This is a genomic window from Niallia sp. NCCP-28 (genome assembly GCF_023168165.1).
Taxonomy (GTDB): Bacteria; Bacillota; Bacilli; order Bacillales; family Cytobacillaceae; genus Niallia.
Window position 1 is genome coordinate 481,385 of the sequence record NZ_BQYJ01000003.1, and the last position, 25,814, is coordinate 507,198.

Genomic DNA, 25,814 nt, shown 5'->3' on the forward strand with positions numbered 1-25,814 from the left:
TAAGTTGGACTAATAAAAATAAAAAAAATATTTGTAATAGGATTCATTTTGCCAGAAAGAGATAAAGAAATCGATGAACTACTGACATTATGATTTCAACTATTCTAAATGCTTACTTACTGTGGACAAGATGAAGGCGTAGAGAAAAACGAAGACTTAGTGGAAAGCACTGTATGGTGAAATAACGGAAGACAGAGGAGTATCGAATTTAAAACTTAGTAGAAAAACAGGTACTATTATTTACTATAAACATTTTATTCTCAAGAATCTGACGAAAATAAACAATCGATGATTAAAATAGGCTGTTGTGCTGCATAAGTGCTTGTGTTAAGCAGCACTTATGCAGCAACCCTTTTAGTTATTATCATCAAAATTATAGTCATCCAGCTGAGTTTTATAATATTCATCACAACTTTTTTCAGTTGGAAGAACCCCGTTTTCATCAGGCAAAAGCACTCTCAGCACGTTCCTTCCCATTTCTTTATACAGTTTAAAAGTCACGTTAAAACCTTCTATTTATATCAGCGTATTTTTTGTCTTCCTCAAATTTTCTTCCCTTATGTATGTCATCAATTAAAGTGAAAAAAATATCATTTGCCACTTCAGGGTCCATATTAAGCACTATTTGAAAATCTAGGTGATTAAAGTTTTTGTGAACTCCGTGTGTATGATAGTTAGCGTGGATTTCATCATATTCTTCAGCGAAAATAGCATCCATATACCAGCCATATTCTGTTAGCATTTGTTTTTCCCATTGTTCATTTTCCATGTGGTTTCCTCCAAAAATTATTTTTTGAGTATACATGTTTATAGATCGAAAAAAAATAAAAAATAGGATATTTCCGTTTATCTTTTTTATCCGGCATTAACAGGCAGTAAAACCCCCACTGATTGAAGTTTCACTTTATAAATAAAAAAGCAGACATTTTAACTTTAGTATTAATTTTGCGCTTTTTAGAATATGAAAATATATGGAGTGATTTTTGCGGTTCTTCATACCATCAATGGAATTTATAGATGACAAAATGAAGGAGATATCGATTTTGGATTTATGAAAGTGCATTTTCACAGCCGCTTCAAAAAAAGTGGTTAAATAATAAACTTGTCACTTCTTAATCTGTAAGAACGTTATACTTTGTCACCTTCTCATTATTGTCAAAGTTAATAACCAGCCATTCACTATCAATAGAAATAAGCCCTCTTTCATTCCCAAGATAATAGACAATATTATTATCTTCTTTAAAATAGTCTGTTTCGGTAGATGGTCCTAACAAACTAATGATATCCGATTTTGTCAGTTCTTTTAATTCATAATCATTTAATAGATTATCCACCATATATACTCTTTTGGAATCATCATTTAGCCATTTTTCTGTAGTGAAATGTGAATGATATTCATTTATCCCTAAGATCACTGTACACAGTAACAGAGGCACGCTGCTGAGAATGGTGATAAGTTTAAATTTATTCTTTACTTTCATATTGCTTTTTAATTGAATATTGGTTTGTTTCCATAACAATAATTCAAATAGCAGTAAGAACAGAAAAGGCAATAGAATGGCAGGAATACTTACTATGCTGTAAGATGAATGTGAAGTATAAATCATTAAGATATAGCCAGCATAGAGCATGGCATATAAAGCTATGTATAAGTTAAATAAAGTCCATAATATCCTTTGGGAAAATTTTATAATTACACCTCCATAAAAAATCCATTATTTGTTGTTTATATGAATATCTCTTTGACATTCTAACATAATTATTTAACTAGATGGTATTCCTTTTTTGCTGAAAAAAAGCCCCTATAGTTCCACAAGACAACAACATGTAGCTTATTTTGGTTTATTTTTTATCAATAATTTAGATTTTTAAAAATGCTTTTTCACTGATATATATTTATCCGGCATTAACGGACAGTAAAACCCCCACTGATTGAAGTTTCACTTTATATTAGCGGTAATATCCTTTTTATAACATAAAGGATAAAGTGAGGAGCGATAAATATGAATCAATTTTTATTGTTTTTAAAAAAAGTTTATGTTATATTGGCACCATACTTATTAAAGATCTTTAATAAGTTTTTTAGGCGGTGAATTTAGTGAATGAATTATCAGCTACTCCAAAATCTATGAAGAAGGTGATACTTACTGGAATTAGAAAAATTCTGCTGGAACTAGGAAGTGCAACAAAAGCTGAACTCAGCCATACATTAGATATTAGTTTTCCGACAATAAGCAAGTTCTTGGCACAGATGGAGAAGGATGGAGAAATTCTTTTAGTCGGTTTAGATGATTCTAGTGGCGGAAGAAGAGCAAAAAGATATACATATAACCCTGAGCATATGTTGGGGCTGGCAATATTTTTAGAAAGAACAGAAACAAATTATGCGATTTTTAATTGTTTAGGTGAAGTAAAGAAAAAAGGAAAAGCACCAAGTGTATTAATGGATAATGGTTTAAATTTATTAACTAAGTGTATAGAAAATATAATGACTAAATATCCGAAAATCAGTTCTATGGCAATTGGCGTTCCAGGGTCTGTTGATAATGGCAGAATTTTTTATATACCAGGATATGAGCAGTTTCAGAATTTTGATTTAAAAGGATACTATGAAGAGTATTTTTCTATACCTGTCGCAGTAGAGAACGATATGAATGCGGCTGTTCTCGGATATCACTATAATATGGGGAGCAAGGATAACCAATCCCTTGTATATTTATATTCTGGCCAGAATGGACCAGGCGCAGGAATTATGATAAACGGAGATGTGGTGCGAGGAAGCACTTTTTTCTCAGGAGAAGTTTCATTCGTTCCACAGTACAACGATAGGAATTTTCAACAAGCTTTGGAAAACGGAAGTGGATCGAAAAAAATGACGATCAGTGAGGATTATGAGATAGATGCAATCAGCAGGTTAATAGCTTCGTTTGCAGCCATCATTAATCCCCATATCATTATTTTTTGTAATGATGAGATGGAAAAAGCAATTGCAGATAAAATTGCTATAGGCAGCTCAAAATATATTCCTTCAGAACATCTTCCAGAACTTAAAATAAGTGATTGGAAACAAGATTATTTATATGGATTGCAAAGTATTGGACTTGATATCATGCTGAATGGAATAGGCAGGTAAAACAAATCGCAAGTACAATGAATCACAAAAAAATAATGGCGAGGTTTACATATGACGACAATCCTTTTAGTCATCATTTATTTGGCTTTTATCAGCTTGGGTTTACCTGACTCATTGCTGGGGGTAGCGTGGCCTGCCATGCAGCCTGATTATGGAGCTCCCCTTGAAACTGCGGGATTCCTTTTTATGACGATTGCTGGCTGTACAATAGTTTCAAGCTTAATGAGCGGAAAGATTCTTAAACGTTTTGGAACTGGCAATGTTACGCTGGTCAGTTGTTTAATGACTGCTGTGGCTTTGCTGGGATTTCATTTTTCTCCCTCTCTTGTTTGGTTGGTTGCATGTACCATACCGCTTGGACTCGGGGCAGGATCTGTTGATTCTGGATTAAACGATTATGTAGCTAGACATTATAAGGCACACCATATGAGCTGGCTGCATTGTTTTTGGGGAGTTGGAGCTACTTTTGGTCCTATCATTATGGCTCAGTTTATTGCGGAACAAAATTCTTGGAGAAATGGATATCTTGCGATTTCTGGAATTCAGTTCGCGTTAGTAGTAATTCTTTTCTTCACTTTGCCTTTATGGAACAGAGGGAGAAAAAACGGCAATATTCCTTTGAATGAAACACCAGAAGATTCAGAAAGTTTGTTTTCTAACGAAAATGATAACCATGTAAAGCCTTTGCAAATTAAAGGAGTTAAACTGTCTCTAATGTCTTTTTTGTTTTATTGTGGGGTTGAAGCAACAATGGGACTTTGGGGCAGTAGTTTTCTAGTAAATGTTAAGGAGTTACCTGTAGCAGTTGCAGCACAATGGGTTTCCTTATATTACGGAGGAATAACCATTGGTAGATTTATTACAGGCTTTATTACCTTTAAAATGAATAACCGTACTCTCATTCGGATGGGGCAAATAATAGCGTTATTCGGTGCTGTACTTTTGTTCCTTCCATTGCCGACTATTTTCTCGCTTGTAGCTTTTATTGTAGTTGGATTAGGGTTAGCGCCAATATTTCCTTGTATGTTACATGAAACACCGACACGTTTTGGGAAGGTAAATTCCCAAACAATCATGGGGTATCAAATGGCTATTGCCTATACAGGCAGTACATTTATTCCGCCTATGCTTGGTTTTATAGCATCTCATTCAACGATAGGAATTTTTCCATTCTGTACGATTGTTTTTGTTGCAGCGATGCTTATAAGTTCAGAAAATTTAAATGTTTTGCTGAAAAAGAAAAATTTATCGATAGGGGAAGATACGAGCTCATCAACCTTTTAATTATGTTGTAGTTCAATAGATAACAAAGTTGCTTATTTTTACATAAAAAAAGCATTAGGAGTGATTTTCTATAAAAACTGAAAAAGAAAAAATGTTAGCTGGAGAATTGTATTTTCCTGATGAGGAACTTGGAAGAGACCATATTAGAGCACGCCAAATACTTGCAGAGTTTAATGGTTCATTTAGTAGAGAATAGAAGTGACTTGTTAAAATCTTTGTTTGGAAAAGCTGGTGAGAATTTTTGTGTAAAACCCACTTTTAATTGTGATTATGGATTTAATATCCATGTTGGAGAGAATTTTTTTGCAAATTATGATTGTATTATATTGGATATATGCAAGGTAACTATAGGGAATAATTGTATGCTGGCACCAAGAGTATGCATATATACTGCAACCCATCCATTAGATGCAGAAACAAGAATATCAGGTTTAGAATATGGCAAACCAGTTACTATAGGCGATAATGTTTGGTTAGGAGGAAACTCAGTTATAGCACCAGGAGTGACTATTGGAAACAATGTAGTTGTTGCTGCTGGAGCAGTTGTGGTACGAGATGTCCCAGATAATGTTGTAGTTGGGGGGAATCCAGCTAAAGTGATTAAACAAGTTTAAAGAGAACCCTCTACTTTCCGGGCATTTAAGGTATCAAAAGCCATAATTGGAAGTGAAATATTTATAAAAGTAGATTAAAAATATAATGTGAAATATAAGCGGTATATCATGCTGAATATGCCTTAGAAAATTGAGCATGTGGCTAACTGTCGAATGATTTGGAAGATATGAGGAAGTTTTATGAAATTTGAATCGTATTTTCTTGTGTTTGAATCGGGTGCATGATTAGAAATAATGCGGAAGGATGGTAGTGATAAGCGAAATCAGGAATTGGTTAATCAATCAATAGATTAATTGGTGAAATATGGTTATCTGCTTGTTAGTGGCCTTCGTATCACTGGTGATGGATATTATAAGAGTGTTATAGAAGATCCTGAAGGAAATCTTATAGAATGGACTGTATAAGAAAAAGGATAAATAGATAAATGTGTTATTCAAGATTTCAAGCTTAGTAGCTTTGACTAAGCCAAGGTTATTATCTATTGCTGTATTTAAATTTTTATATAGAAAAGGAGTTTGAAAAATGAGAACAGAAAAAGAGAAAATGTTGGCTGGAGAAATGTACAACCCTGCTGACCCAGTATTATCCAAGGAACGGGAGGAAACAAGACACAAGGTTAGAATATATAATCAAACTTTAGAAACGGAAGGCGAAAAACGGACTAAGCTATTGAAGGAGTTGTTGGGTTCCACGGGAGAAAACGTATATATGGAACCAAATATCAGGTTTGATTATGGCTATAACACATATGTAGGAGAAAACTTTTTTGCAAATTTTGACTGTACCATTTTAGATGTTTGTGAAGTTCGTTTTGGGGATAATTGTATGCTTGCACCTGGCGTACAAATCTATACCGCAACACATCCGCTTAATCCAACTGAACGTAATTCGGGTAAAGAATATGCAAAACCGATTACTTTTGGAAACAATGTATGGATTGGAGGAAGTGCAGTAATAAATCCAGGAGTAACGGTAGGAGATAATGTTGTAATCGCCTCAGGTGCAGTAGTTACTAAAGATGTACCGGATAACGTTGTAGTTGGCGGCAATCCAGCTAGAGTGATTAAACAAATTGAAATATAAATCATTTCTTTCTATGCATTTTAGGTCTAAAAATCATCTTTAATTGAAAATAAATTAATATAACCTGAAATGTAAGCGGTATACTGTAATGGATATAAAGTTGGAAAAATCAAAATTGACAGGGCAAGATTTAATTTGTTTGTATTTAGAATCGCATTTAGCATGAAGTAAAAGCAGGAGGATTAAAATGATTAAATTAGTGATATCTGATATGGACGGAACTTTTTTGAACAATAATGGTGATTTTAATAGAGAATTATTTAAAGAGACGAAAAAAATCATGAAGGATAAAGGAGTGGTGTTTGCTCCTTGTACAGGAAAGCAATGTGAGCGGATAGAAGAATTATTTGGGGAAGATGCAAATGATTTATGGATTTTAGGTGATAGCGCAACACGTATAAAGCACAATAAGCAGTTTGTGTATGAATCTTTATTATTGAATGAATTGGGTTTGCAAATCATCCAACTTCTTGAAGAAATAAGCCTGGACCATACTATTATCGCATGTACAAGAAAAGGAGCATATGTAAAAGAGACACTATCTCCTGAAGAGCTCGCAATCGTACGGAGATCCTATGCAAATGTTATAAAGGTAGAAGACTTTAATAGTATTTCAGAGGACTTTATAAAGATAACGGTACATGATCCAGCTTTCCAGTGTGTAGAAACCAGAGAGAAGCTGTCTTCCTTTTTTGAGCATGCCTTTATTGTCGCATCAGAAGCATCCTGGATTGATATAACCAATGCCAATGTCCACAAAGGAAAAACAATTGCTCAATTGCAGCAATTATTGAATGTCACTCCTCAGGAAACGATGGTATTTGGTGATGGTTATAATGATTTAGAGCTAATGGCTTCTGGATCATACAGTTTTGCTGTGCGAAATGCTTTTCCAGAAATAAAAGCTGCAGCAAATTTTATCACTAGATCGAATGAAGAAGATGCGGTCATGAAAACTATTATTCAATTATTATCACTGCAGAGTGACATAGACAATTAAATTCTTTTTAACAAGTTTGGAAAAATTATCGCCATTCAGTGACCGCTTTATACAGTATAGGCCCAGTGCTATCGGGAGAATTGGCAGGAATGGCAAATTAACAAGGTCATCTGAAAGGTATTTTTCAATTTTGTAATGATGGATTGCAATTTTTAAGTTACATGTACATTAATGGCTGAAAAAATGCATAGTAAAAGTTATAAATTACACGGATTATAGGTCTTATTAAAAAATAAAACTATAGAATAAGAGATAGTTTTGGAAGTACTATAGGTAATATGATGTTTATAACACAAAGGATGAAATGGATTATGCTGTTACGGAGCTATCAAATTGGATAACTGTTTTTTTAGGAAAAAGGGATAAAACCTGGTTGTTATTGGGCTAGTTGAGGCAGGGAAAATCTTAATAAAAAGGAAAGATAGACATTCCAAGTTCATCTATGCAATTTTTGGATATATATAAGTTGTTTAGGACAAAATACTATAAATAATGTAAACAGTATTTGGAGGGAACAACTTTGAATAATAAACAAGCTAGATTAACATCATCAGAAATTACAGGTTTATGGACTCAATACTTACAAGAAACAATGGCAATCTGCATTATTAAATTTGTGTTGAAGAATGTTAAAGATCCTGAAATTGCTTCTCTTTTTGAATTTACTTTAACTTTAGCTGAAAAGCATTTGCAAATGCTTGAAAGTATTTTTAAAAAGGAAAAAATAGAATTGCCTAAAGGATTTACTGATGAAGATGTAAATTTAAACGCCCCTCCCTTATTTACGGATATATTTTGGTTGAATTATATACATGATATGACGTTACATGGTTTAGCTGGATATACGATGTCTTTTAGTGTATCTGCCAGAAAAGATATAAGAAATCATTATTATCAATGTAATATCGATACTATGGACCTTTATAATAAATCAATTGAAGTTCTTTTATCTAAAGGCATTTATCAAAGATCTCCTTATTTTTCTACCAAAAACAAGAGTCAGTCTATTACAGAGTTTAAATATGTGATGGATTTATTTGGAGATAAAAGACCTTTAAATTCAATGGAAGCAGGGAATATTTATTTTAATCTAAAAAAGAGTATTGTGCTTAAAACTTTGATTGAGGGGTTTAAACAAGTAATTCAAGATAAAGATATCGATAAATTTATGAATCATTGTTTAAATACAGTTAGTAAAAATATAGAGGTTTTTTCTTCTACACTTGAAGAAGAAAATCTTCATTCTCCACGTTTATTGGATAGTGAAATCACAGATTCTGATATAGCTCCTTTTTCAGATAAGTTAATGGTATTCCATACAGGATTTTTATTTCATTTAGCGACTACATATTATGCAACAGCTATGATAACAAGCATGAGAATAGATATAGTTGGACATTGTGATGCATCTATTCTAAGGGATTTAAAAACTATAGCTTCTTTTGGGAAAATTTTAATTAACAAAGGATGGATGGAAGAATTACCAGTGGCAGATGATCGTCAAGAATTAAATTAATAATAAAAATGAAAAAAACAACACATAAACTTTTTGTTCTAAACTAAGTTTTTGATTAGCTTAAAATTAATCTTTGCTAGAAAGGGGGGAAATGCTTTTCTAGTAAAAGGCAAGAAAACTCGAGAATAGGGCAGTATGGACTCCTTGGATGATATCCTATTTTTTGATGGTTTCTCAAACGAAAAAAACGAAATTTGCTCCTATATGGTCAAATTTCGTTTTGGTTTGCTTTTGATAGGATGTGTGATGTTAACTAAATAATAATAAACATAAAAAATTATTAGTATGAACTGTATAAGCAGTACTTTTAATGGTTTTATTGCTTGGTCTTTAACAAATGAGACAAATAAATGCTTCTTTAGTTATTTATGTTACCGTCTTTCATTTTTATATTTAAAACATCATAATCTCAGCACTTTCAAAACTTTTCATTACCCAACTATGATTATGGGCACCCTCTATAATCCACTATTTCCTTTTTTTATAAAGATTAAATTTAAGGGAAACCAATGTGTCTTTCTTAGCTAAAGCAAGCTGCTAATATTTTGGATTAATCGCTGAAATTGCTAAATAGATTTTCTATTTCTTTAACATCATAAAAGTCGCCATCACTTATGAATTTTTCAATTTCTACTGTGCCATCCTCTATAAATTCAATTTCCCATCGCTGTCCTGGTACAGCAATTTCCACCATAATCGCTTCATTTCTAACTTTATTCAGTTTATAAAATATCTTTTTTTTCTCTAATTTATTAAGAAAATGAATTAAATCCTTAATTTCCATCAAAACATCCTCCTTATTGGGGAAAGGCTGCAGTGTTTAGATAGTAAACGCCTATTGAAGTGACCTGCTCTTTTTATTTAATTAAAAAGGCTCGATTTCTATTTTCGGCAATTAATTGATGCATGTTTTGGCAGTATGTTTATTAATCTTCTGGAATCATTACTCAAAGTAAAAATGTATATTTGCTAATATTTATACATATTTACGAAGCTGTGCTTACTGTAGGAACATCGCAGGTTAGTTTAATAAGAGCGTGGAATTCCATATTAATATAAGGTGTTTTTTGAAAATAACTAGATTAAATGAAAAAAAGTTAATATTAAGCATTATTCATTGTGGATTAAAAGGTATATGAGTTGTTTTCGAGGAGATGAACCGGGGCATCCGTTTACTGGATGATAAGGCCTGACTATTTTTTGTACTCTTCCTATTTTAATTATAGCATATAAAAAATGGGAAATATAGTCTATTTCTTCCCGTTTACTACTGGTAAAATCAATAGAACATTAATGGTTAGGAGAGATGTAGAATGAGTTGTTTGGCTCTCGGTTTTCAGGAAATAGAAAAAACACAGCTTTTGCTCGTTGGCGGAAAAGGGTTGAATTTAGGGGAATTATCAAAAATTCAAGGAATACAAGTACCAGAAGGATTTTGTGCTACAACAGTGGGATATCAAAAAGCCATCGAACAAAATGAAACGTATCATGCTTTGTTGGAGCGACTAACAATGCTAAAAGTAGAAGATCGAGATCAAATTGGTGAAATCAGCAGAAAGATTCGGCAACTCATTATGGAAGCAGAAATTCCTTCCGATGTTGTGAAAGCAGTTGCTCACTATCTCTCTCAGTTTGGCGAGGAACATGCTTATGCAGTGCGTTCTAGTGCAACTGCTGAAGATTTACCATATGCTTCTTTTGCTGGTCAACAAGATACCTATTTAAATATCATCGGCAAAAAAGCAATCTTGCAGCATATCAGCAAATGTTGGGCTTCTCTATTTACGGATCGCGCGGTAATCTACCGTATGCAAAATGGATTTGACCACAGTCAAGTTTATTTATCCGTAATCGTTCAAAGGATGGTTTCCCCGAAGGCTTCAGGGATTTTATTTACCGCTGATCCAATTACTTCTAACCGAAAGGTGCTATCAATCGATGCCAGCTTTGGACTTGGAGAAGCACTAGTCTCTGGCTTGGTATCTGCCGATTGTTATAAAGTGCAGGAAGATAAAATTGTTGATAAGATGATAGCAACAAAAAAATTGGCTATCTATGGACGAGAAGAAGGCGGAACAGAGACACAACAGATCAATCCGGATCAGCAAAAGACACAAACACTTACTGATCAGCAGGTTTTACAACTAGCACGCATCGGAAGACAGATCGAAGCTTATTTTGGTTTCCCCCAGGACATCGAATGGTGTTTAGTTGATGATACATTTTATATTGTCCAAAGTCGTCCAATCACTACTCTATATCCCATCCCTGAAGCGAATGATGAAGAAAATCACGTTTACGTATCTGTCGGTCATCAACAAATGATGACGGACCCCATGAAACCATTGGGATTATCTTTTTGGCTGTTAACGACTCCTGCCCCCATGCATAAAGCTGGTGGAAGGTTGTTTGTTGATGTTACCCAAAATCTGGCTTCAACTGCCAGCAGAGAAATTTTATTAAATGGCATGGGAAAACACGACCCACTCTTAAAAGATGCATTAATGACCATAATAGATCGAAGGGATTTCATAAAAACGTCACCAAATGATAAGAAAGAACAGAGTCCCAGTATAAATAATAAAGGTATGTCGACAGCGGATTTCCAAGCACAAATCGAAAATAATCCGACAATTGTTTCTGATCTGATTAAGCGTAGTGAAACATCGATAAAAGTGTTAAGACAAAACATCCAAATGAAATCAGGATCGGATTTATTTAATTTTATTCTAGAAGATATCCAGGAATTAAAGAAGATTTTATTTAACCCGCAAAGTTCGATTGTGTTTAGGGCTGCTATTGATGCTTCATTATGGATCAATGAAAAAATGAACAAGTGGTTAGGGGAAAAAAACGCAGCAGATGCGCTTTCTCAATCTGTACCAAATAATATTACTTCAGAAATGGGATTGGAATTATTGGATGTCGCAGATGTGATTCGCCCTTATCCAGAAGTAATTGACTATTTACAACACGTAAAAGATGATAACTTTTTGGATGAACTGGCTAAGTTTGATGGTGGACAGGAAACCAAAGATGCAATAATCGCTTATCTTAACAAATATGGAATGCGATGTGCTGGAGAAATCGATATTACTAAAACTCGTTGGAGTGAAAAACCAATTACACTTGTCCCCATGATTCTCAATAATATTAAAAACTTTGAGGCTAATGCTAGCCATAGGAAATTTGAGCAAGGGCGGCGTGTTGCCTTGAAAAAAGAACAGGAGTTATTAGATCGATTGAAGCAATTGCCAGATGGTGAACAAAAAGCCAAAGAAACAAAACGAATGATTGATCTAATCAGGAATTTCATCGGTTATCGTGAATATCCAAAATACGGTATGGTTAATCGCTATTTCCTTTATAAGAAGGCTTTACTGAAAGAAGCCAAACAACTTGTACAAGCCAACGTTATTCGTGAAAAAGAAGATATACACTACCTTACTTTTGAAGAACTTCGCGAAGTCGTACACACAAATAAACTGGATTACGAGATTATCAGCAAACGAAAAGATGAGTACAAATTATATGGAAAACTAACTCCCCCGCGTGTTATCACGTCTGATGGTGAAATCATTGCAGGTGAGTACAAACGAGAAAATCTCCCAGTCGAAGCTATTGTAGGTCTACCTGTTTCTTCTGGAGTTATAGAGGGACGAGCACGTGTCATTTTAAACATGGAAGATGCTGATCTAGAAGATGGAGATATATTAGTCACCTCCTTTACTGATCCTAGCTGGACACCATTGTTTATATCCATAAAAGGCTTAGTCACCGAAGTTGGTGGACTGATGACCCATGGAGCAGTTATCGCACGTGAATATGGTTTGCCAGCAGTTGTCGGAGTAGAAGATGCTACCAAACTGATAAAAGACGGGCAAAGAATTCGAGTGCATGGAACAGAAGGGTATATCGAAATATTGTAATTGCTGGATACGTCCAGATTTAATTAGTAGCACCGCTCCATTGTTGCCAAAGCGGTTTGATGCCACCTATAATAAACTGTAAAATATAATCCACTAATTTCTCACCTTACAGTATGGCAAGATGTTATATTGAAAGTTTTATTTTTGGTTATAGAATAATCATTATTATGTGTTAAGTTTTTTTCACTAACGGGGCTTTAGTGGAAAAAGGAACCATAATTAATAAGCCGCAAGATACAAGATTTTATGCAGTTCTTGTAAATTGTGGCTTATTTTCAATTCTAAAAATATCCTGCCATATTTCTTAATTGCCAAATACAGCGATTTCTTTTTTGAAGATAAGCTCTTTTTAATTTACACCACTGATAAAGTGAAACTTTCATTTCCCGGTTTTTCAGATCAGCTTGAAGTGCAGGAAAAAGCTCATTTATGCATGATAAGAAATGGTTTCTTCTATTACTATGAAACTATTTCTTATCTCTATTGTTTACTCTTATTGTTGGGAGCTCATAGTCAGGAGGATATGCACGACATTGAACACTTTAGATTAGACCTATCAGCAGTCTAGAAAAAGAAGGAATAATATGAATATACATAGTAGTGTTATGTTTGTTTTGGCCAGCACTTTTGTTTGGTTTTGCTAGTTATTGTGAGAAGAGCGGCAGTTCTGTTTTTTCTAGTATTTGGTTGGGTAAAGTAATAGAAAAGAGGAGATGATAACAGCGGCTAGTATACATATTGTTCTTCCTGTGTCTTATAGGTTTGAACAGCAGAAGGAAGGTCCAGATAATATTGCGAGGCAATCATGCAGAAAAAATGCTCATCTTATAGGTAAGAATCAAACAGAGATTGGACTAGTTGAATGTTTTGCTTTTTTATCCTGATTTTTTTGTTGTAATATATGGAGAGAGTGTTATAAAAAGGAGAAAGATAGTGAATAGTAAATTTTTTTTATTAATAGCAATTATTATTGCCACAGTATTTTTATTTTTTGGTCAAGAAAACAAAAAAAATTTAGAAGAGCTAAAAAAAGAAAATATAATCAAAAATGCAAATGATATAGAAATTCGAAATACTAAAACGGATATTTTGGATAAATTAAACAGTGGAGAAGAAGTTACTATTGTATTTTTAGGAGATTCTACAACTGAACAAAATAAATATACGAATGGTAAATTAGGGCATGTAGAACGTATAAAAAAAGCTTTATCTACTGTTTACGGAGGTAAGGTAAATGTCATTAATGCCGGAATATCCGGAAATACTATCATCGACATGTCCAAGCGATTAGATAATGATGTTTTAAGCCATAAACCTGATTTAGTGATAATCAACTCAGGTATTAATGATGCTAGAAAAGGTGTCTCAATGGCAGAATTTAAAACAACATATGAGAATATAATTAAAAGAATTAAAAATGAGACCGATGCAAATATTATCCTTCGCACATCCAATGTAACATTAGGAGAAAATACTAACTATATGTTAAGAGAAAAAATTAATCCTATAGTAAAGTCTCTTTCTAAAGAATATGATATAGGCTTTATAGACTTGTATAGCTATTATGCCAAAGTGGTCATGAACGATCCCTTTGGCATTGATAAGTATAACTATAATCGTTTGCATCCAAATGAAATCGGACAAAAAATTATAAGTGATTTAATCCTGTATTCTTTATTAAACCCTAAACAATAGATCATATTTATACGAAAAACACTGTATAAAAAAACGATTTATAAAATGGACAGAGAAGGGCCGTTATTTTAAGATTCTCACACGTCGTCACAAAAAAATATTGAAATAAAAGGGTTTTTGATATTCCAAAAGCCCTTTTATCGTAAATGAAAGCTGCTTTAAAATAATAAGAAAAAGATTGCTGGAACTCTTCTATTTCAATAACGCTATAATCTGTTTTTTCGCTTTTTTTGCTTCAGGCAAAGGAAATAATGGAAAAATGTGCATCATGTCGGGATACTCGTGATAGTTAAAGTTTTCTGGGGCATGCTGAATCATTTTTCGGGTATCTGGATTCGTGATATCAGCCGTTCCTGAAAATATGGTTATATTGGTGGTTTGTGCGAAATCCCCATTAATCGGGCTAAGTAAAGCATCAGATAATGAATGGTTCCCTGCCATCCATTTTCCAATGTCTTTTAGCGCTGGTGTGGCACTTATCGGGTCAAGCTTTTGGACAGTGAGGATTTCTGGATTTTTCAACTCGAAATCAACCAAGGGTGAGATGGCAATCACTTTTTTGGGAAAGACTGCTTGCTGTTTTTTTAATAGCTGAATAAACGATAAGGCAATAGTGCCTCCTGCTGAGTCGCCCATAATGATTAATTTTTCCTGATTATTAACAATGTTTTCATAGATGTTTAACAAATACCTCATTATATCATCCATTGTATGCTTTGGTGCTAATGGATAGAGGGGAACTATGACATCCACATTTGCTTCTTTTATCATAGTATCTATAAAAGACCAGTGTAAGGGAGAAATCGGTAAAACAAAGCCTCCTCCTGGTAAGTACAGGACCGTTTTCTTTGCTGGATTCAGCTCAGAACGCAATAGATAGATTGGGTTTTTATACTGTACATTGATTTGAATATCGTAGTTCTTAAACATTTTCTTTGTAGGAAAACCAATATCTTCCTGCTTTTTTTGTAGCAAGGTTTTTAATTCCTGTCCTTGTTTTAGCCATATATTATTTATTTTAAAGATTTTTGCAAGCGTTTTTATTGCTTTGCTCTGCATACTTTCCATCAAAAATCTCCATTTCTATTTTTAGCCCCATTTATTTTTTTTTGACAGTGGAACAATCTGTAAATCAATAGATGAGCTTAAATAATCGAAAGAAAATTCATTTGGCTCATTTTAGAATTTGTTTAACTGTATACGTCAAGAATGCTGCTGATTTTGACAATGATTGATAAATTTATGTATTAAGTATATCTAATTGCTGAAAGATAACCAAATAGAAAAATAGATAGTCTATTCTTATCGCTGATACATTCGGAATTGCTAACCGCTATAGATTAACAGGAGTGAGCCGATGCCAAAGCTGGCTATACAACTAATTAAAGATGTCTGCTTAAAAAGTAAGAGAAGCTTATTTTAATGTTCTTTTATATATTAAACGAAATAGCAAAACAGGTGGAATCTGTTTCCGCCTGTTTTGGTCATTTTGGTCTCTTCAAGCAGTAGGGATTTTCTTCATCTCCACTGCTTATTTGTTGGATTCATACTGCCCGTTAATACATGATAAATAATTACTTAATGCATCACTAAGAACGCTTTTGTTTTTTTCTGGAAGAATCAGCCTGTTTAACTCCAGTTTCCCTTGTTGTTGTTCCTTGGCCTTCTACTTCTGATGAATTCAAACCAATTGTTGATGGATCAGCTTTTCTTTTTGACACTCTATTCACCTCCAATTATAGTGTTCCTTAAAATAAAGTAGTTATGTTATTTTATTGCTGATTCGAATAAACCATCAAAATAGGAAGTCTTTTGAATACAATTAAAGGAGATAGATTTTTTATCCTATTCTCTTTGCAAGCCTTAGAACAATTTGTCTTGATTGTTGAAAAAGAGTAACCGACTATTTGTGCAGTAAATAAAAAAGCTGCTCACACTATTATTTAAATGTTATTTTATATTCGGCTTCGAATAGTTCTCCTATTTCCAGCTTATTTATTCCAAATTTTTTGTTCATTTTCCCAGAAGCATTGTATGTATCGGCAATGCCATACCACGGCTCAATACAAACAAATGGCGCCATGGTGCCATCAGAATCCATATATTTTGACCAAATCCCAACAAATGGGAAATTTTCGGATGTTAGTTCTACACCATGATTTGATTTATTGGATGCAAGTGAAATGAAATCAATATTGCTGTATACAAGAGCATCATCTACAAATAAAGAATCAGTGAGCTGGATCTTTGAAATATCATTAGCAGTTCCTTTTTCATGGATCAGAGAATCTTTGAGCTCATATTCCATCACATTCTGATTTGCAGCAGGAGTAAAGTGTAAACTATAGTCCTCGATTGTTTCATTTTCTAAAAGGGGAACCTTAAATGCAGGGTGGGCACCAATGGAAAAATACATCTCTTCCTTGTTTTGATTTACTATTTCCCACCGAACAATGAGTGAGTCCTCTTTAAGAATATAATGAACAAATGCTTTAAATTCATAAGGATAAACATTCAGGAAGCGTCCAGCTGATTCAAATACAAAAGAAACACTTGTAGTTGCATGCTTGTCCAGATCAAATACGACATCACGCAAAAAGCCATGTTGTGACATCTCGTAGGTCTGATCATTGAGTTGATATCGATCGTCCTTTAAGCGTCCTACAATCGGAAATAAGATCGGAGAGACACGACCCCAATAAGTGCTATCCCCTGTCCACATATAGTCTAGCCCGTTTTTCTTATGCTGCACTTTGCGCAGTTCTGCTCCCCTGCTTGCTATTTCTACCTTTAACCAATCATTTTCAAGTACAGTAAACATTTGCTATTCCCCATTTCTGATATTGCTTTCTTATTTTTATTATACCGGAAAGGAGCTTCTTTAATAGGAAAGAGTCTTTATTTATCTTATATTCTGTTTTTTGATCGGTTTGTGCAGATTAGGCTGTTTTCAATGAAAAGGAGAACAGCATCAACGGTTTTAGAGTGCTTTTTTAACCAAAATCTTAATTGGATGGAAATGTTTTTAGCTAATCTGTCCGTTTAAATGTGAATGCCCATAAATTCTAATTAAAAACAAAAGGGAAAAATCCTTTTTATATTTAGGGGAGAATAGTAGAATAGATTTTATGGTCTTTTAACGTTTTATTTGCAGATATACGGAAAGGATGAATTTAATCAAATATTATGTAGTGAAGCAATGAGCAGGCAAAAACATTTGGGGCAGTTTCGCCATCGTAAAATTGCTTTAGCTAATCTTAACTATCCTATTTATAATGGCTGTAAAGAATTGTATGGGGGGACCTGCGAATATTTACAGCATGTATAGATTTGATTTTTTAGGGGAGAGAATTGCAAAGAAAAGAAATGCCACTTTCGGCTTTAATTAGAGGTGTTTTCAAATGAAAGAGTATTTTACCATCGGAGAAATATCAAAGCTATTCCATGTGAAAATTGCAACATTGAGGTATTATGATGAGATAGGCATTTTGCGACCAGAATTTATTGATGAAAAAACCAACTATCGCTATTATTCCACACAGCAGTTTGAAAGGTTAAATTCCATTAAATATTTGAGGGCTTTAGATGTGCCAATAAGCAGGATTAGGGACTTTTTTGATTCTCGCGAAATTGATGCTCTTGTTGAAATGTTAAAAAAGCAGCAGGAGGAAGTGAGCCAAAAAAAGAAGGAATTGGAGATTATTGAAAGAAAAATCTCAAGGCGTCTTATGCAAATAGAAGATGCTGTTTGTACAGAAATAGATACTATTTCTGAAGTGAACCTCCCTGAAATGCATATCGCTTATTTGAGGCAGAAGTATACATTAGGAGAAGACATTGAATTTCCCATAACAGAATTGCGGAATAGTTTTGGAATAAATGAAGAGATTTTTTTGGGGAAAATAGGAATCTCGATTTCAGCTGCTGATTTGAAGGCCCAAAAATTTGATACATATTCCAGTGTTTTTTTGGTCTTGGAAGAAGAAGACAAGATTGCTTCTTCTGCAAGTATGCTTCCAGCGAGAGGCTATCTTAGAATTCGATTTAAGGGAACACATTTGGATGCTGCCCATTATTATAAAAAATTGTTGCTGTATATGAAGCACCACCAATATCAATTGGTTGATGATGCTATTGAAATCACACTGATAGATTATGGCATTACAAATGATTTGGATAAGTACGTAACAGAAATTTTATTGCCGTATACTCGTATATGATTTTTTATTGTCATCTTTAAAAGGAATACTTGACTCTCTAGTAACTAGAGGGTTTATTTTGTTTTTAGGTTTTAATAAACAAAAGATAAAACATTCTTAAAAGGAGAAATTATGTTATGTTTGGAACAATTTTTAATGTAACGATGATTATAGTAGGGAGCATTATTGGCAGCATCTTTAAAAAGGGGATAAAAGATGAATATCATGATATTCTTATGCAAAGCATGGGATTAGTGGCTATGGCTTTAGGAATAAATGCAATTGTTCAGCATTTGCCTTCTAGCAAGTATCCTGTCCTATTTATTGTCAGTTTGGCCATAGGTGGATTAGTCGGCCAAAAGCTTAATTTGGAGAGGCGATTTAATGCATTAGTTAATAAATACTCTAAAGGGAATTTAGCAGAAGGTCTATCTACTGCGATCTTATTATTCTGCATCGGGTCATTATCTATTTTAGGTCCTGTAGAAGCGGCATTAAAAGGAGATTATACATACCTGCTTGCGAATGGCATGTTAGATGGAATTACTTCTATTGTTTTGGCTTCCACTTTTGGTATCGGGATAGCTATTGCTGCCATTGTATTATTTGCATGGCAAGGTTCTATCTATTTAATTGCGAGTTTAATGGAAAATTCCTTAAGTAATGATCTTCTTAATGAAGTGACAATTGTGGGAGGCATATTGATTCTGGCATCAGGCTTAAGTATTTTGGGGATTAAGAAATGCAAAACTTTAAATCTTCTGCCATCTTTATTGATTCCTCCAATCGTATTTTTTATTATTCATTTATTACATCTCTAATAGAAACCAATGATTTTGGTATGCTGTATAATAAGCCTGTTTTCTTAATGAAGTGAAAAAACGTTCTATTTTGAACAATGTTGTTTCGAAATAGAGCGTTGCATTTTAAAGGCTAATTCTATCTTTTATTTAGAATATGAATGTGCAGTTGTGTGCAATAAATCATGATTAGTTATAAAAAAAGTAGGACTAAGTAACGGAGGAGTGCTTGGAATAAAAATAAATGGGTGAAGTTTTGACATTTTAAAAAAATATTGATATATTATATATGAATATATGTTCATATATTAAAATAAGAGCGATATATTGATGGAATAATTGCTTTAAATGAACAAGGAGATTTTATCTGGAATTAAAATGCAGTTGCATAATCAAATATTTAGCAGGGGGATTCAAAATGGGACATAATCATAATCATGCTGCCGGATCAAATAAAAAGGTATTATTGGTATCTTTTCTCATTATTACAAGTTATATGATTATTGAAGCAATAGGAGGGTTTTTAACAAATAGTCTTGCGCTTTTGTCGGATGCAGGGCATATGTTAAGTGATTCCATCTCATTGATGATTGCATTGATTGCATTTAAATTAGGTGAAAAAACAGTGAATTACAGCAAAACATTTGGCTATAAACGATTCGAAATAATAGCCGCTATGATAAATGGAGCTACATTAATAGGCATTTCTTTTTATATATTGTATGAAGCAATTGCCCGTTTTGCCAATCCGCCTGAGGTAGCAACAACAGGTATGTTTATTATTAGTCTTATTGGGTTGTTAGTGAATATTCTAGTAGCGTGGATTATGATGCACAGTGGAGATACAGAAAATAATTTAAATATGCGAGGAGCCTTTTTGCATGTGATCAGCGATATGCTTGGTTCAGTCGGCGCCATTGTAGCTGCGATGCTGATTATGTTCTTTGGATGGGGCTGGGCAGATCCGCTGGCAAGTGCAATAGTAGCTGTTCTTATTCTAAGAAGTGGCTATTACGTGACAAAGGATGCTCTTCATGTATTAATGGAGGGAACTCCACCCCATGTAGATGTGGAGGATGTCATACTGACAATGGAAAAGACAGAAGGAATACAAGGTATCCATGATTTGCATATTTGGTCTATTACAAGCGGCTTGAATGCACTTTCTTGCCATGCTGTTGTTGATAATCAACTTACTATGGCAGAAAGCGAAAAGATTTTGCGCAGCCTGGAACATGAACTGGAACATAAAGGCATTACACATGTGACTATTCAAATGGAAACCGCAGCACATAATCATGGGAATTCTATTCTTTGTAAGGCTAAAAATGAACCACTGCACCACCATCATCATTAAAAAGGGTTTATGAATTTGGGAGTAATTTAGCCGAATAGGAGCAGCAAAATAAGTCGTTTTTTTGACTGTTGGCTGCTCCTTTTTAGATTCAAGTTCGATTTATTTATTATTTAAGTCGCTTTTGTACGAGTTGCGAATTGGAAGAATGGCAAAAAAAAAAAGAGGGACGGCTATTTTGCTAAATGGTTCCTTTGGTTGAACAAAGCAAAGAAGCGCTTCTTTATTGTTTATCCCAAAAACTCAGAAAGCTGGTGGGGTCACAGAAAAAAGTATAACAGCATTTTCGCTAGAGTTATTTTCCCACTTATGCTTCATATATGCTGGTATTTTGACGCTGTCACCAGTTTCTAGCATATATTCTTCATTATCTAACAACACTTTAATTTTCCCTTCTAACACAAAGGCTACTTCTTCTCCTTTATGCTCCAAAAGTTTCTCAGATGAGGCTGAATCAGGTGGAACATTCATAATAGCGGCCGCCAGTGTTCCTGTAAAATCAGGTGAAACTAATTCATAAGATAAGTTTTCAACAACCATTTTTTTTCGTTCATTTGACCTGACAATTAAATCTTTGGTATTTGTTTCTTCTAATAAAAAACTAAAGGTAGGAACATCAAGAGCCTTAGCTAAAATCTTTAGAGTCTGAATGGAAGGATTGGCTAATCCTCGTTCAATTTGGCTTAACATGGATGGGGTTATTTCAGCTAATTTCGCTAATTCTCTATTGCTCCACCCTTTAGATTTTCTGTATTTTTCCACTTTTTTGCCGATATCTATATTTTCCATTACCATACTCCTTGAAAAAAGTTAAAAACAATTTAATTTTATTAAATATAAATAAATTGTTAATCGATTTATGTTAAACTATATTTAATATTTGTTAAATTTTATTTTATCACGTAATAATGGGCAGCAAAACCCTCACTAATTGAAGGTTCACTTTATCAGATGGTATTTTACAAGTCAGTAAGGAGTGGAGAAAATGAATGATTTTTTTACCTTTTTAATTCTTTCATTATTTGTTGTAATGAGCCCAGGTGTTGATACAGCACTTATTACAAAGAGAACCATTTCAGACGGAAGAAAAGATGGATATACAATGGGGCTAGGTATTACAGCTGGCTCTTTGGTGCATACATTTGCTGCTGCTTTTGGAATTTCAGCTATTTTGATGCAGTCTGCTGTTGCTTTTGAAATCATTAAATATGCTGGTGCAGCCTACTTGATATACCTAGGACTCTCTTCTTTCATTTCACGAAAAAAGAAGAGAGTAGGGAGCGTTGAAACTGAAAATAAGATGGAGATTAAAAAGTCAGCTTTTAAACAGGGATTTTTTTCGAATGTGCTCAATCCAAAGGTTGCAATGTTTTTCTTAACATTTTTGCCCCAATTTATGAAAACAGGAGAAAATGCCACTGGACAGCTTATGATCATGGGGATTATTTATACATTTTTGTCCGTTTTTTGGTTTTTTGTCTATGTGTTTTTCATTAACTATTTATGTGAATGGCTTATGTCTCCAAAAGTGCAAAGGACAATGGATAAAGCCACAGGTCTTGTTTTAATTGGATTTGGATTAAAGTTAGTTTTGCATAAACAACATTAAATGAACTTGCTGACAGCTTCATAAGAAGAGGCTGTCTAATAAGTCCTAAAATAAAAACAGGGGAAGAAAAACAATTTGTTTTTCTTCCCCTGTTTTTTGATTTCTATTCCTTTTACAAGAAAAGACGGTTTTTTGCATTTAATTTTTAAAAAAATTATGTAATGCTTAGCATGAATTTTAGCACTTTGTTGATTGTGATTGGAATGGAAAGAGAAAGCGAACGCTTGGAGTGGAAATCAACAGGCAAGTTTAATAGAACTAAAAAGAGGAGCTGTTTTAACTACTCGCTTTTTTACCAGGATTTGCCAAAAAAGGAATTTGGGCGGCCCGCAAAATATATCTGATAGCATGATGAAAAAGCATCTATCAGATATAAAAATAGCAGCCAGATTTTAGATTTTAATCTGGCTGCTATAAAAGGAGTATATCCATTCCTATTATATTGTTAATTCAATTAATGGACGTGTATATTTTTTGATAAAATAACTTCCCAATCCTATACATAAAACGAATGAGAAGGATATTAATATAAAGTACTGATCAGACATAGTGCTTAATGTATCATCAGAGATAAAAGCTTGAATGGTTTTGATAATAAATCCGTGAAGCAGATAGATATATAAAGTGCGTTTCCCAATAACGGTAAAGCTAAAGCCTTTAGAAGGAACAATGGCCAAAAATCCGCCAATAACGGCTACGGTTAATGCATATTGGGCCAAACGTTTTAGGCCATCTATTTGTTCTTTTACACCCATATTGGCATAGGAGGTATCTCCGAGCAGCCAAGCAATAGCATCCTTTGGAAATAAAAGAGCAAATAGCAGTGTAATACTCAATAAGAAGGCCGTGCCGATGACAGGTGAAAATTTTACTTTTTTTATCAATTTCAAATGCTTTAAATCTAACAGATAACCTAAAAGGAAATAAGGAAAAAAGACAAAGGTTCTAGATAAGGATAAAAAGCTTCCAATATTATCTATATAGCCAATTGAAATGCCGATTATGGTTGCAATAGCCAAACCAGCCCATTTTAATTTGGCAAAAATATAAAGGAAAAGATTCCACAAAAATAAGCTCAGCAAGAACCAAAGCGTCCAATGGGGCTGAAAAAGATTAAATTCAAGATTTTCAGTCTGCCCATTCCAATAATAGAAAATAGAATAGATGATTTGAAAAATGAAATAAGGCAAAAGAATTTTTTTGGTGATTTTTAATAGGTATCCTTTTTTATTATAGCCTTTAGAAAAATATCCTGAAATAAAAATAAAGGCGGGCATATGAAAAAGAAATATGACCGAATATAAAGAAAACAGTACATCATCATGTCCTTTTAAGGGACTAATAACATGGCCTAATACAACGAGAAAAATTAAAATGAATTTTGCATTATCAAAGTAAAAAATCCTTTTTGTTGATGAGGAACTCATATTAATACCTCCTAGTTTTTTGATATACCCATAGGATTTATTAATTAATTTCAGCTTTAATTATAGAGACTCATAGGGTAAGTAAATTAATTTGACCTTATCATATTCTACTAAAATAATATTACCGAATTATTAAAATACATTTAAAAGAACTTTAATAAAATATATCAACTTATGACAGGAAGAGATAAAGTGTAAAGTTCAAACAATTATAGTTTCTCCTTCCCTTATTGATGGTTAGTTAAACCAATCAAGTTTTTACAGGCAGCTATTCTAGAGTGATGGGAAGATATAACAAGGATAAAACTTTTTAACTGCGACTGGTTTTAAAATCAGTCACAGTAAAAAACAGAAAAGACAAAAAACGAATGAATAATGGAGGAGAAAATCAAAATGGAGCTTTTCTGTTGGCCGGGAAAAGAGATGTAGCCCTCAGCAAAGGTTTTTAATTTTGGCTGTTTGCTCAAAGTTGCTTCTATGTTGCAAAAACTGGGTGGAATAGGTCCTGAGCAGAAGGGGTTGTTTTTTTTGGGAATGCGAGAAAGGCAAGACTTAAGCAGGAACAAAGCGGCAAAGCAGATAGGCGGCTCACTCACGGTCAACAAACTGTATGCAGACTTCCATTTAAAAGCAACAAACTGTAAAAAACAGCCTGATTTTTGTAAAAAAATCCATCCGTCTTTCACTATAGCGTGATTGTATCTTGTGAGAATATACGCTAAAGTAGAATAATAGGATCAATAGATTAATGGAGGAATCCGCGTATGCATTATGATGTAATTATAGTTGGCGCAGGTTCGATGGGAATGGCTGCAGGTTATTTTTTATCGAAGAGCGGAAAAAAAACATTGTTGCTGGATAGCTTTAATCCCCCTCATAACAAGGGAAGCCATCACGGCGATACGAGAATTATTAGACACGCTTATGGAGAAGGGGAAGAATATGTTCCATTAGCCCTCAAAGCACAAGAATTATGGTACGAATTAGAGGAAAAAAGCGGCAGACAGCTGTTCCTCCAAACGGGCGTTCTTAATGTTGGGAATGAAGCATCTGAATTTATTCAAAACATCATTTCCAGCTCAAAGACTTACTCCTTGCCCCTTGAGGTTTTAGATTCAGCTGAAGTGAATAAGCGATGGCCTGGCATTTCCTTATCCAATGAATACATTGGATGTTTTGAACCAACATCAGGAGTGCTGAAATGCGAAGAATGCATAGAAGCATATCGGGAGCTTGCCGAACGGCATGGAGCTACGATTTTGCCAAACAGTAAAGTAAAAGAATTGTCCGTGCATGAAAACAGAGTGATCATTAAATTGGAAGCACAGACTTTTACTTCTGAGTCATTAATAGTCTCAGCAGGAGCATGGTCTGGAAGTCTTCTTTCTATGTTGAATTTGCATTTGCCTCTCAATCCAATAAGAAAAACCTTTGCTTGGTTTAAAGCTGATGAACAGTTATACAATCACAAAGATTTTCCTGCTTTTTCGTTTGAAACGCCTAATGGTCTGTATTACGGATTTCCGAGCGTTGAGGGAGCTGGATTAAAAGTAGGCCGTCATGATGGAGGAGAAACAATAAAGCCCGAAGAAGAAATGCTTAGATTTGGCGAGCTAAAAAAAGATGAAGGGGATGTATCACAATTTTTAGCGGAATTTATGCCATCTGCAGGCCAATTGAAGTATGGAAAAACATGTATGTACACACTTACTCCTGATGAAGATTTTATTATTGATAGGCACCCTGATTATCCAAACATTGCCATTGCTTCAGGTTTTTCAGGCCATGGCTTTAAATTTAGCAGTGCAATAGGAAAGATTTTAAGTGAGTTGATTATCTCAGGAAGAAGCGAACAAAATATTGCTCCGTTTTCCATCAATCGCTTTAAAAACAAGGGGTTTAATAGATCAGTTGATTAAATTAGCAGGGTTACTGGAAAATAGCCTTTGAAACGAAGTTGGAATAACTATATAAAGCGTTATGTGCATATCTTGCATATAGCGCTTTATTTTTTTATCACGCAATAACAGGCTTTTGACCTCCACCTAAGGGATTGTAAGAGAAAACGAGAAATCTAGGTGGAGAGGAACTTGCCCATAAAAGCCTGATTGGCTCCACTAACAATCAGTGGAGGATGTGGAAAACCCGCACTGATTGAAATTTCACTTTA

Annotated in this window: 22 protein-coding genes and 2 pseudogenes; 15 read left to right on the forward strand and 9 right to left on the reverse strand. The window is 34.0% G+C overall.

Features of this window, described 5'->3' with window-relative positions:
- Nucleotides 1–354: 354 nt before the first annotated feature.
- From NCCP28_RS11670 to NCCP28_RS11680, 3 genes are all read right to left on the reverse strand, one after another.
- Nucleotides 355–501, reverse strand: coding sequence for a hypothetical protein (locus NCCP28_RS11670; RefSeq protein ID WP_248561572.1), 147 nt, complete (start codon nt 499–501; stop codon nt 355–357).
- 1 nt (nt 502) lies between these two features.
- Complete coding sequence (locus NCCP28_RS11675) at nt 503–769, reverse strand: DUF4262 domain-containing protein (protein ID WP_248561573.1); 267 nt, start codon at nt 767–769, stop codon at nt 503–505.
- 343 nt (nt 770–1,112) lie between these two features.
- Nucleotides 1,113–1,607 (reverse strand): hypothetical protein, encoded by a 495-nt coding sequence (locus tag NCCP28_RS11680; RefSeq protein WP_248561574.1) that lies wholly within the window; start codon nt 1,605–1,607, stop codon nt 1,113–1,115.
- Between the two features lie 491 nt (nt 1,608–2,098).
- Between NCCP28_RS11680 and NCCP28_RS11685 the strand changes: the two genes are divergently transcribed.
- The 8 genes and pseudogenes from NCCP28_RS11685 to NCCP28_RS11710 all read left to right on the forward strand — a co-directional run bounded on the left by NCCP28_RS11685 (nt 2,099) and on the right by NCCP28_RS11710 (nt 8,631).
- Complete coding sequence (locus NCCP28_RS11685; RefSeq protein WP_248561575.1) at nt 2,099–3,133, forward strand: ROK family transcriptional regulator; 1,035 nt, start codon at nt 2,099–2,101, stop codon at nt 3,131–3,133.
- A 51-nt stretch (nt 3,134–3,184) separates the two neighbouring features.
- Nucleotides 3,185–4,417, forward strand: a complete 1,233-nt coding sequence (locus NCCP28_RS11690) for an MFS transporter (RefSeq protein WP_248561576.1) — start codon at nt 3,185–3,187, stop codon at nt 4,415–4,417.
- 91 nt (nt 4,418–4,508) lie between these two features.
- Nucleotides 4,509–4,556, forward strand: a pseudogene (locus NCCP28_RS23810) (hypothetical protein); the annotation flags it as partial.
- The gene (locus NCCP28_RS11695) at nt 4,537–5,031 is read left to right on the forward strand and encodes a sugar O-acetyltransferase (RefSeq protein WP_375709394.1); all 495 of its coding nucleotides are present in this window, start codon (nt 4,537–4,539) and stop codon (nt 5,029–5,031) included. The pseudogene NCCP28_RS23810 and the gene NCCP28_RS11695, both read left to right, overlap by 20 nt.
- Nucleotides 5,032–5,349: 318 nt before the next feature.
- Nucleotides 5,350–5,436, forward strand: a pseudogene (locus tag NCCP28_RS23815) (VOC family protein); the annotation flags it as partial.
- Between the two features lie 118 nt (nt 5,437–5,554).
- Complete coding sequence (locus tag NCCP28_RS11700; RefSeq protein WP_248561577.1) at nt 5,555–6,115, forward strand: sugar O-acetyltransferase; 561 nt, start codon at nt 5,555–5,557, stop codon at nt 6,113–6,115.
- Between the two features lie 187 nt (nt 6,116–6,302).
- On the forward strand, nt 6,303–7,115 hold the full coding sequence (locus tag NCCP28_RS11705; protein WP_248561578.1) for an HAD family hydrolase: 813 nt from the start codon (nt 6,303–6,305) through the stop codon (nt 7,113–7,115).
- Nucleotides 7,116–7,635: 520 nt separating this feature from the next.
- Nucleotides 7,636–8,631, forward strand: coding sequence for a DUF3231 family protein (locus tag NCCP28_RS11710; RefSeq protein ID WP_248561579.1), 996 nt, complete (start codon nt 7,636–7,638; stop codon nt 8,629–8,631).
- Nucleotides 8,632–9,181: 550 nt separating this feature from the next.
- On the opposite strand, the gene NCCP28_RS11715 is transcribed toward NCCP28_RS11710, so the two are convergent.
- Nucleotides 9,182–9,415 carry a hypothetical protein gene (locus tag NCCP28_RS11715; RefSeq protein WP_248561580.1) on the reverse strand — a complete coding sequence of 78 codons (234 nt, stop codon included), beginning with the start codon at nt 9,413–9,415 and terminating at the stop codon, nt 9,182–9,184.
- 529 nt (nt 9,416–9,944) lie between these two features.
- Between NCCP28_RS11715 and ppsA the strand changes: the two genes are divergently transcribed.
- Nucleotides 9,945–12,560: a phosphoenolpyruvate synthase gene (gene ppsA, locus NCCP28_RS11720; RefSeq protein ID WP_248561581.1), complete on the forward strand. Its 2,616-nt coding sequence runs from the start codon at nt 9,945–9,947 to the stop codon at nt 12,558–12,560.
- Nucleotides 12,561–13,493: 933 nt separating this feature from the next.
- Complete coding sequence (locus tag NCCP28_RS11725; protein ID WP_248561582.1) at nt 13,494–14,255, forward strand: SGNH/GDSL hydrolase family protein; 762 nt, start codon at nt 13,494–13,496, stop codon at nt 14,253–14,255.
- A gap of 192 nt (nt 14,256–14,447) precedes the next feature.
- Here the strand turns inward: NCCP28_RS11725 and NCCP28_RS11730 are convergent, their stop codons facing one another.
- From NCCP28_RS11730 to NCCP28_RS11740, 3 genes are all read right to left on the reverse strand, one after another.
- Nucleotides 14,448–15,323 carry an alpha/beta hydrolase gene (locus NCCP28_RS11730; protein ID WP_248561783.1) on the reverse strand — a complete coding sequence of 292 codons (876 nt, stop codon included), beginning with the start codon at nt 15,321–15,323 and terminating at the stop codon, nt 14,448–14,450.
- Between the two features lie 521 nt (nt 15,324–15,844).
- Nucleotides 15,845–15,976 carry a YuzL family protein gene (locus tag NCCP28_RS11735; RefSeq protein WP_248561583.1) on the reverse strand — a complete coding sequence of 44 codons (132 nt, stop codon included), beginning with the start codon at nt 15,974–15,976 and terminating at the stop codon, nt 15,845–15,847.
- Between the two features lie 218 nt (nt 15,977–16,194).
- Nucleotides 16,195–17,076, reverse strand: coding sequence for an aldose 1-epimerase family protein (locus tag NCCP28_RS11740; RefSeq protein WP_248561584.1), 882 nt, complete (start codon nt 17,074–17,076; stop codon nt 16,195–16,197).
- Nucleotides 17,077–17,656: 580 nt separating this feature from the next.
- Here NCCP28_RS11740 and NCCP28_RS11745 point away from each other — a divergent pair.
- The 3 genes from NCCP28_RS11745 (at nt 17,657) to NCCP28_RS11755 (ending at nt 20,611) form a co-directional block, all read left to right on the forward strand.
- Nucleotides 17,657–18,475, forward strand: coding sequence for a MerR family transcriptional regulator (locus tag NCCP28_RS11745; protein WP_248561585.1), 819 nt, complete (start codon nt 17,657–17,659; stop codon nt 18,473–18,475).
- Between the two features lie 116 nt (nt 18,476–18,591).
- Nucleotides 18,592–19,275 (forward strand): DUF554 domain-containing protein, encoded by a 684-nt coding sequence (locus NCCP28_RS11750; RefSeq protein ID WP_248561586.1) that lies wholly within the window; start codon nt 18,592–18,594, stop codon nt 19,273–19,275.
- A gap of 397 nt (nt 19,276–19,672) precedes the next feature.
- On the forward strand, nt 19,673–20,611 hold the full coding sequence (locus NCCP28_RS11755) for a cation diffusion facilitator family transporter (RefSeq protein WP_248561587.1): 939 nt from the start codon (nt 19,673–19,675) through the stop codon (nt 20,609–20,611).
- 240 nt (nt 20,612–20,851) lie between these two features.
- On the opposite strand, the gene NCCP28_RS11760 is transcribed toward NCCP28_RS11755, so the two are convergent.
- Nucleotides 20,852–21,397: a helix-turn-helix domain-containing protein gene (locus NCCP28_RS11760; RefSeq protein WP_248561588.1), complete on the reverse strand. Its 546-nt coding sequence runs from the start codon at nt 21,395–21,397 to the stop codon at nt 20,852–20,854.
- Between the two features lie 196 nt (nt 21,398–21,593).
- Here NCCP28_RS11760 and NCCP28_RS11765 point away from each other — a divergent pair, with 196 nt between their 5' ends.
- Nucleotides 21,594–22,217, forward strand: coding sequence for a LysE family translocator (locus NCCP28_RS11765; protein ID WP_248561589.1), 624 nt, complete (start codon nt 21,594–21,596; stop codon nt 22,215–22,217).
- Nucleotides 22,218–22,654: 437 nt separating this feature from the next.
- Here NCCP28_RS11765 and NCCP28_RS11770 read toward each other — a convergent pair whose 3' ends face one another.
- On the reverse strand, nt 22,655–23,644 hold the full coding sequence (locus NCCP28_RS11770; RefSeq protein ID WP_248561590.1) for an acyltransferase family protein: 990 nt from the start codon (nt 23,642–23,644) through the stop codon (nt 22,655–22,657).
- Between the two features lie 764 nt (nt 23,645–24,408).
- On the opposite strand from NCCP28_RS11770, the gene solA reads away from it, so the two are divergent.
- Entirely contained in the window at nt 24,409–25,563 is a 1,155-nt protein-coding gene (gene solA / locus NCCP28_RS11775; RefSeq protein WP_248561591.1) for an N-methyl-L-tryptophan oxidase, read from the forward strand.
- Nucleotides 25,564–25,814: the final 251 nt, after the last annotated feature.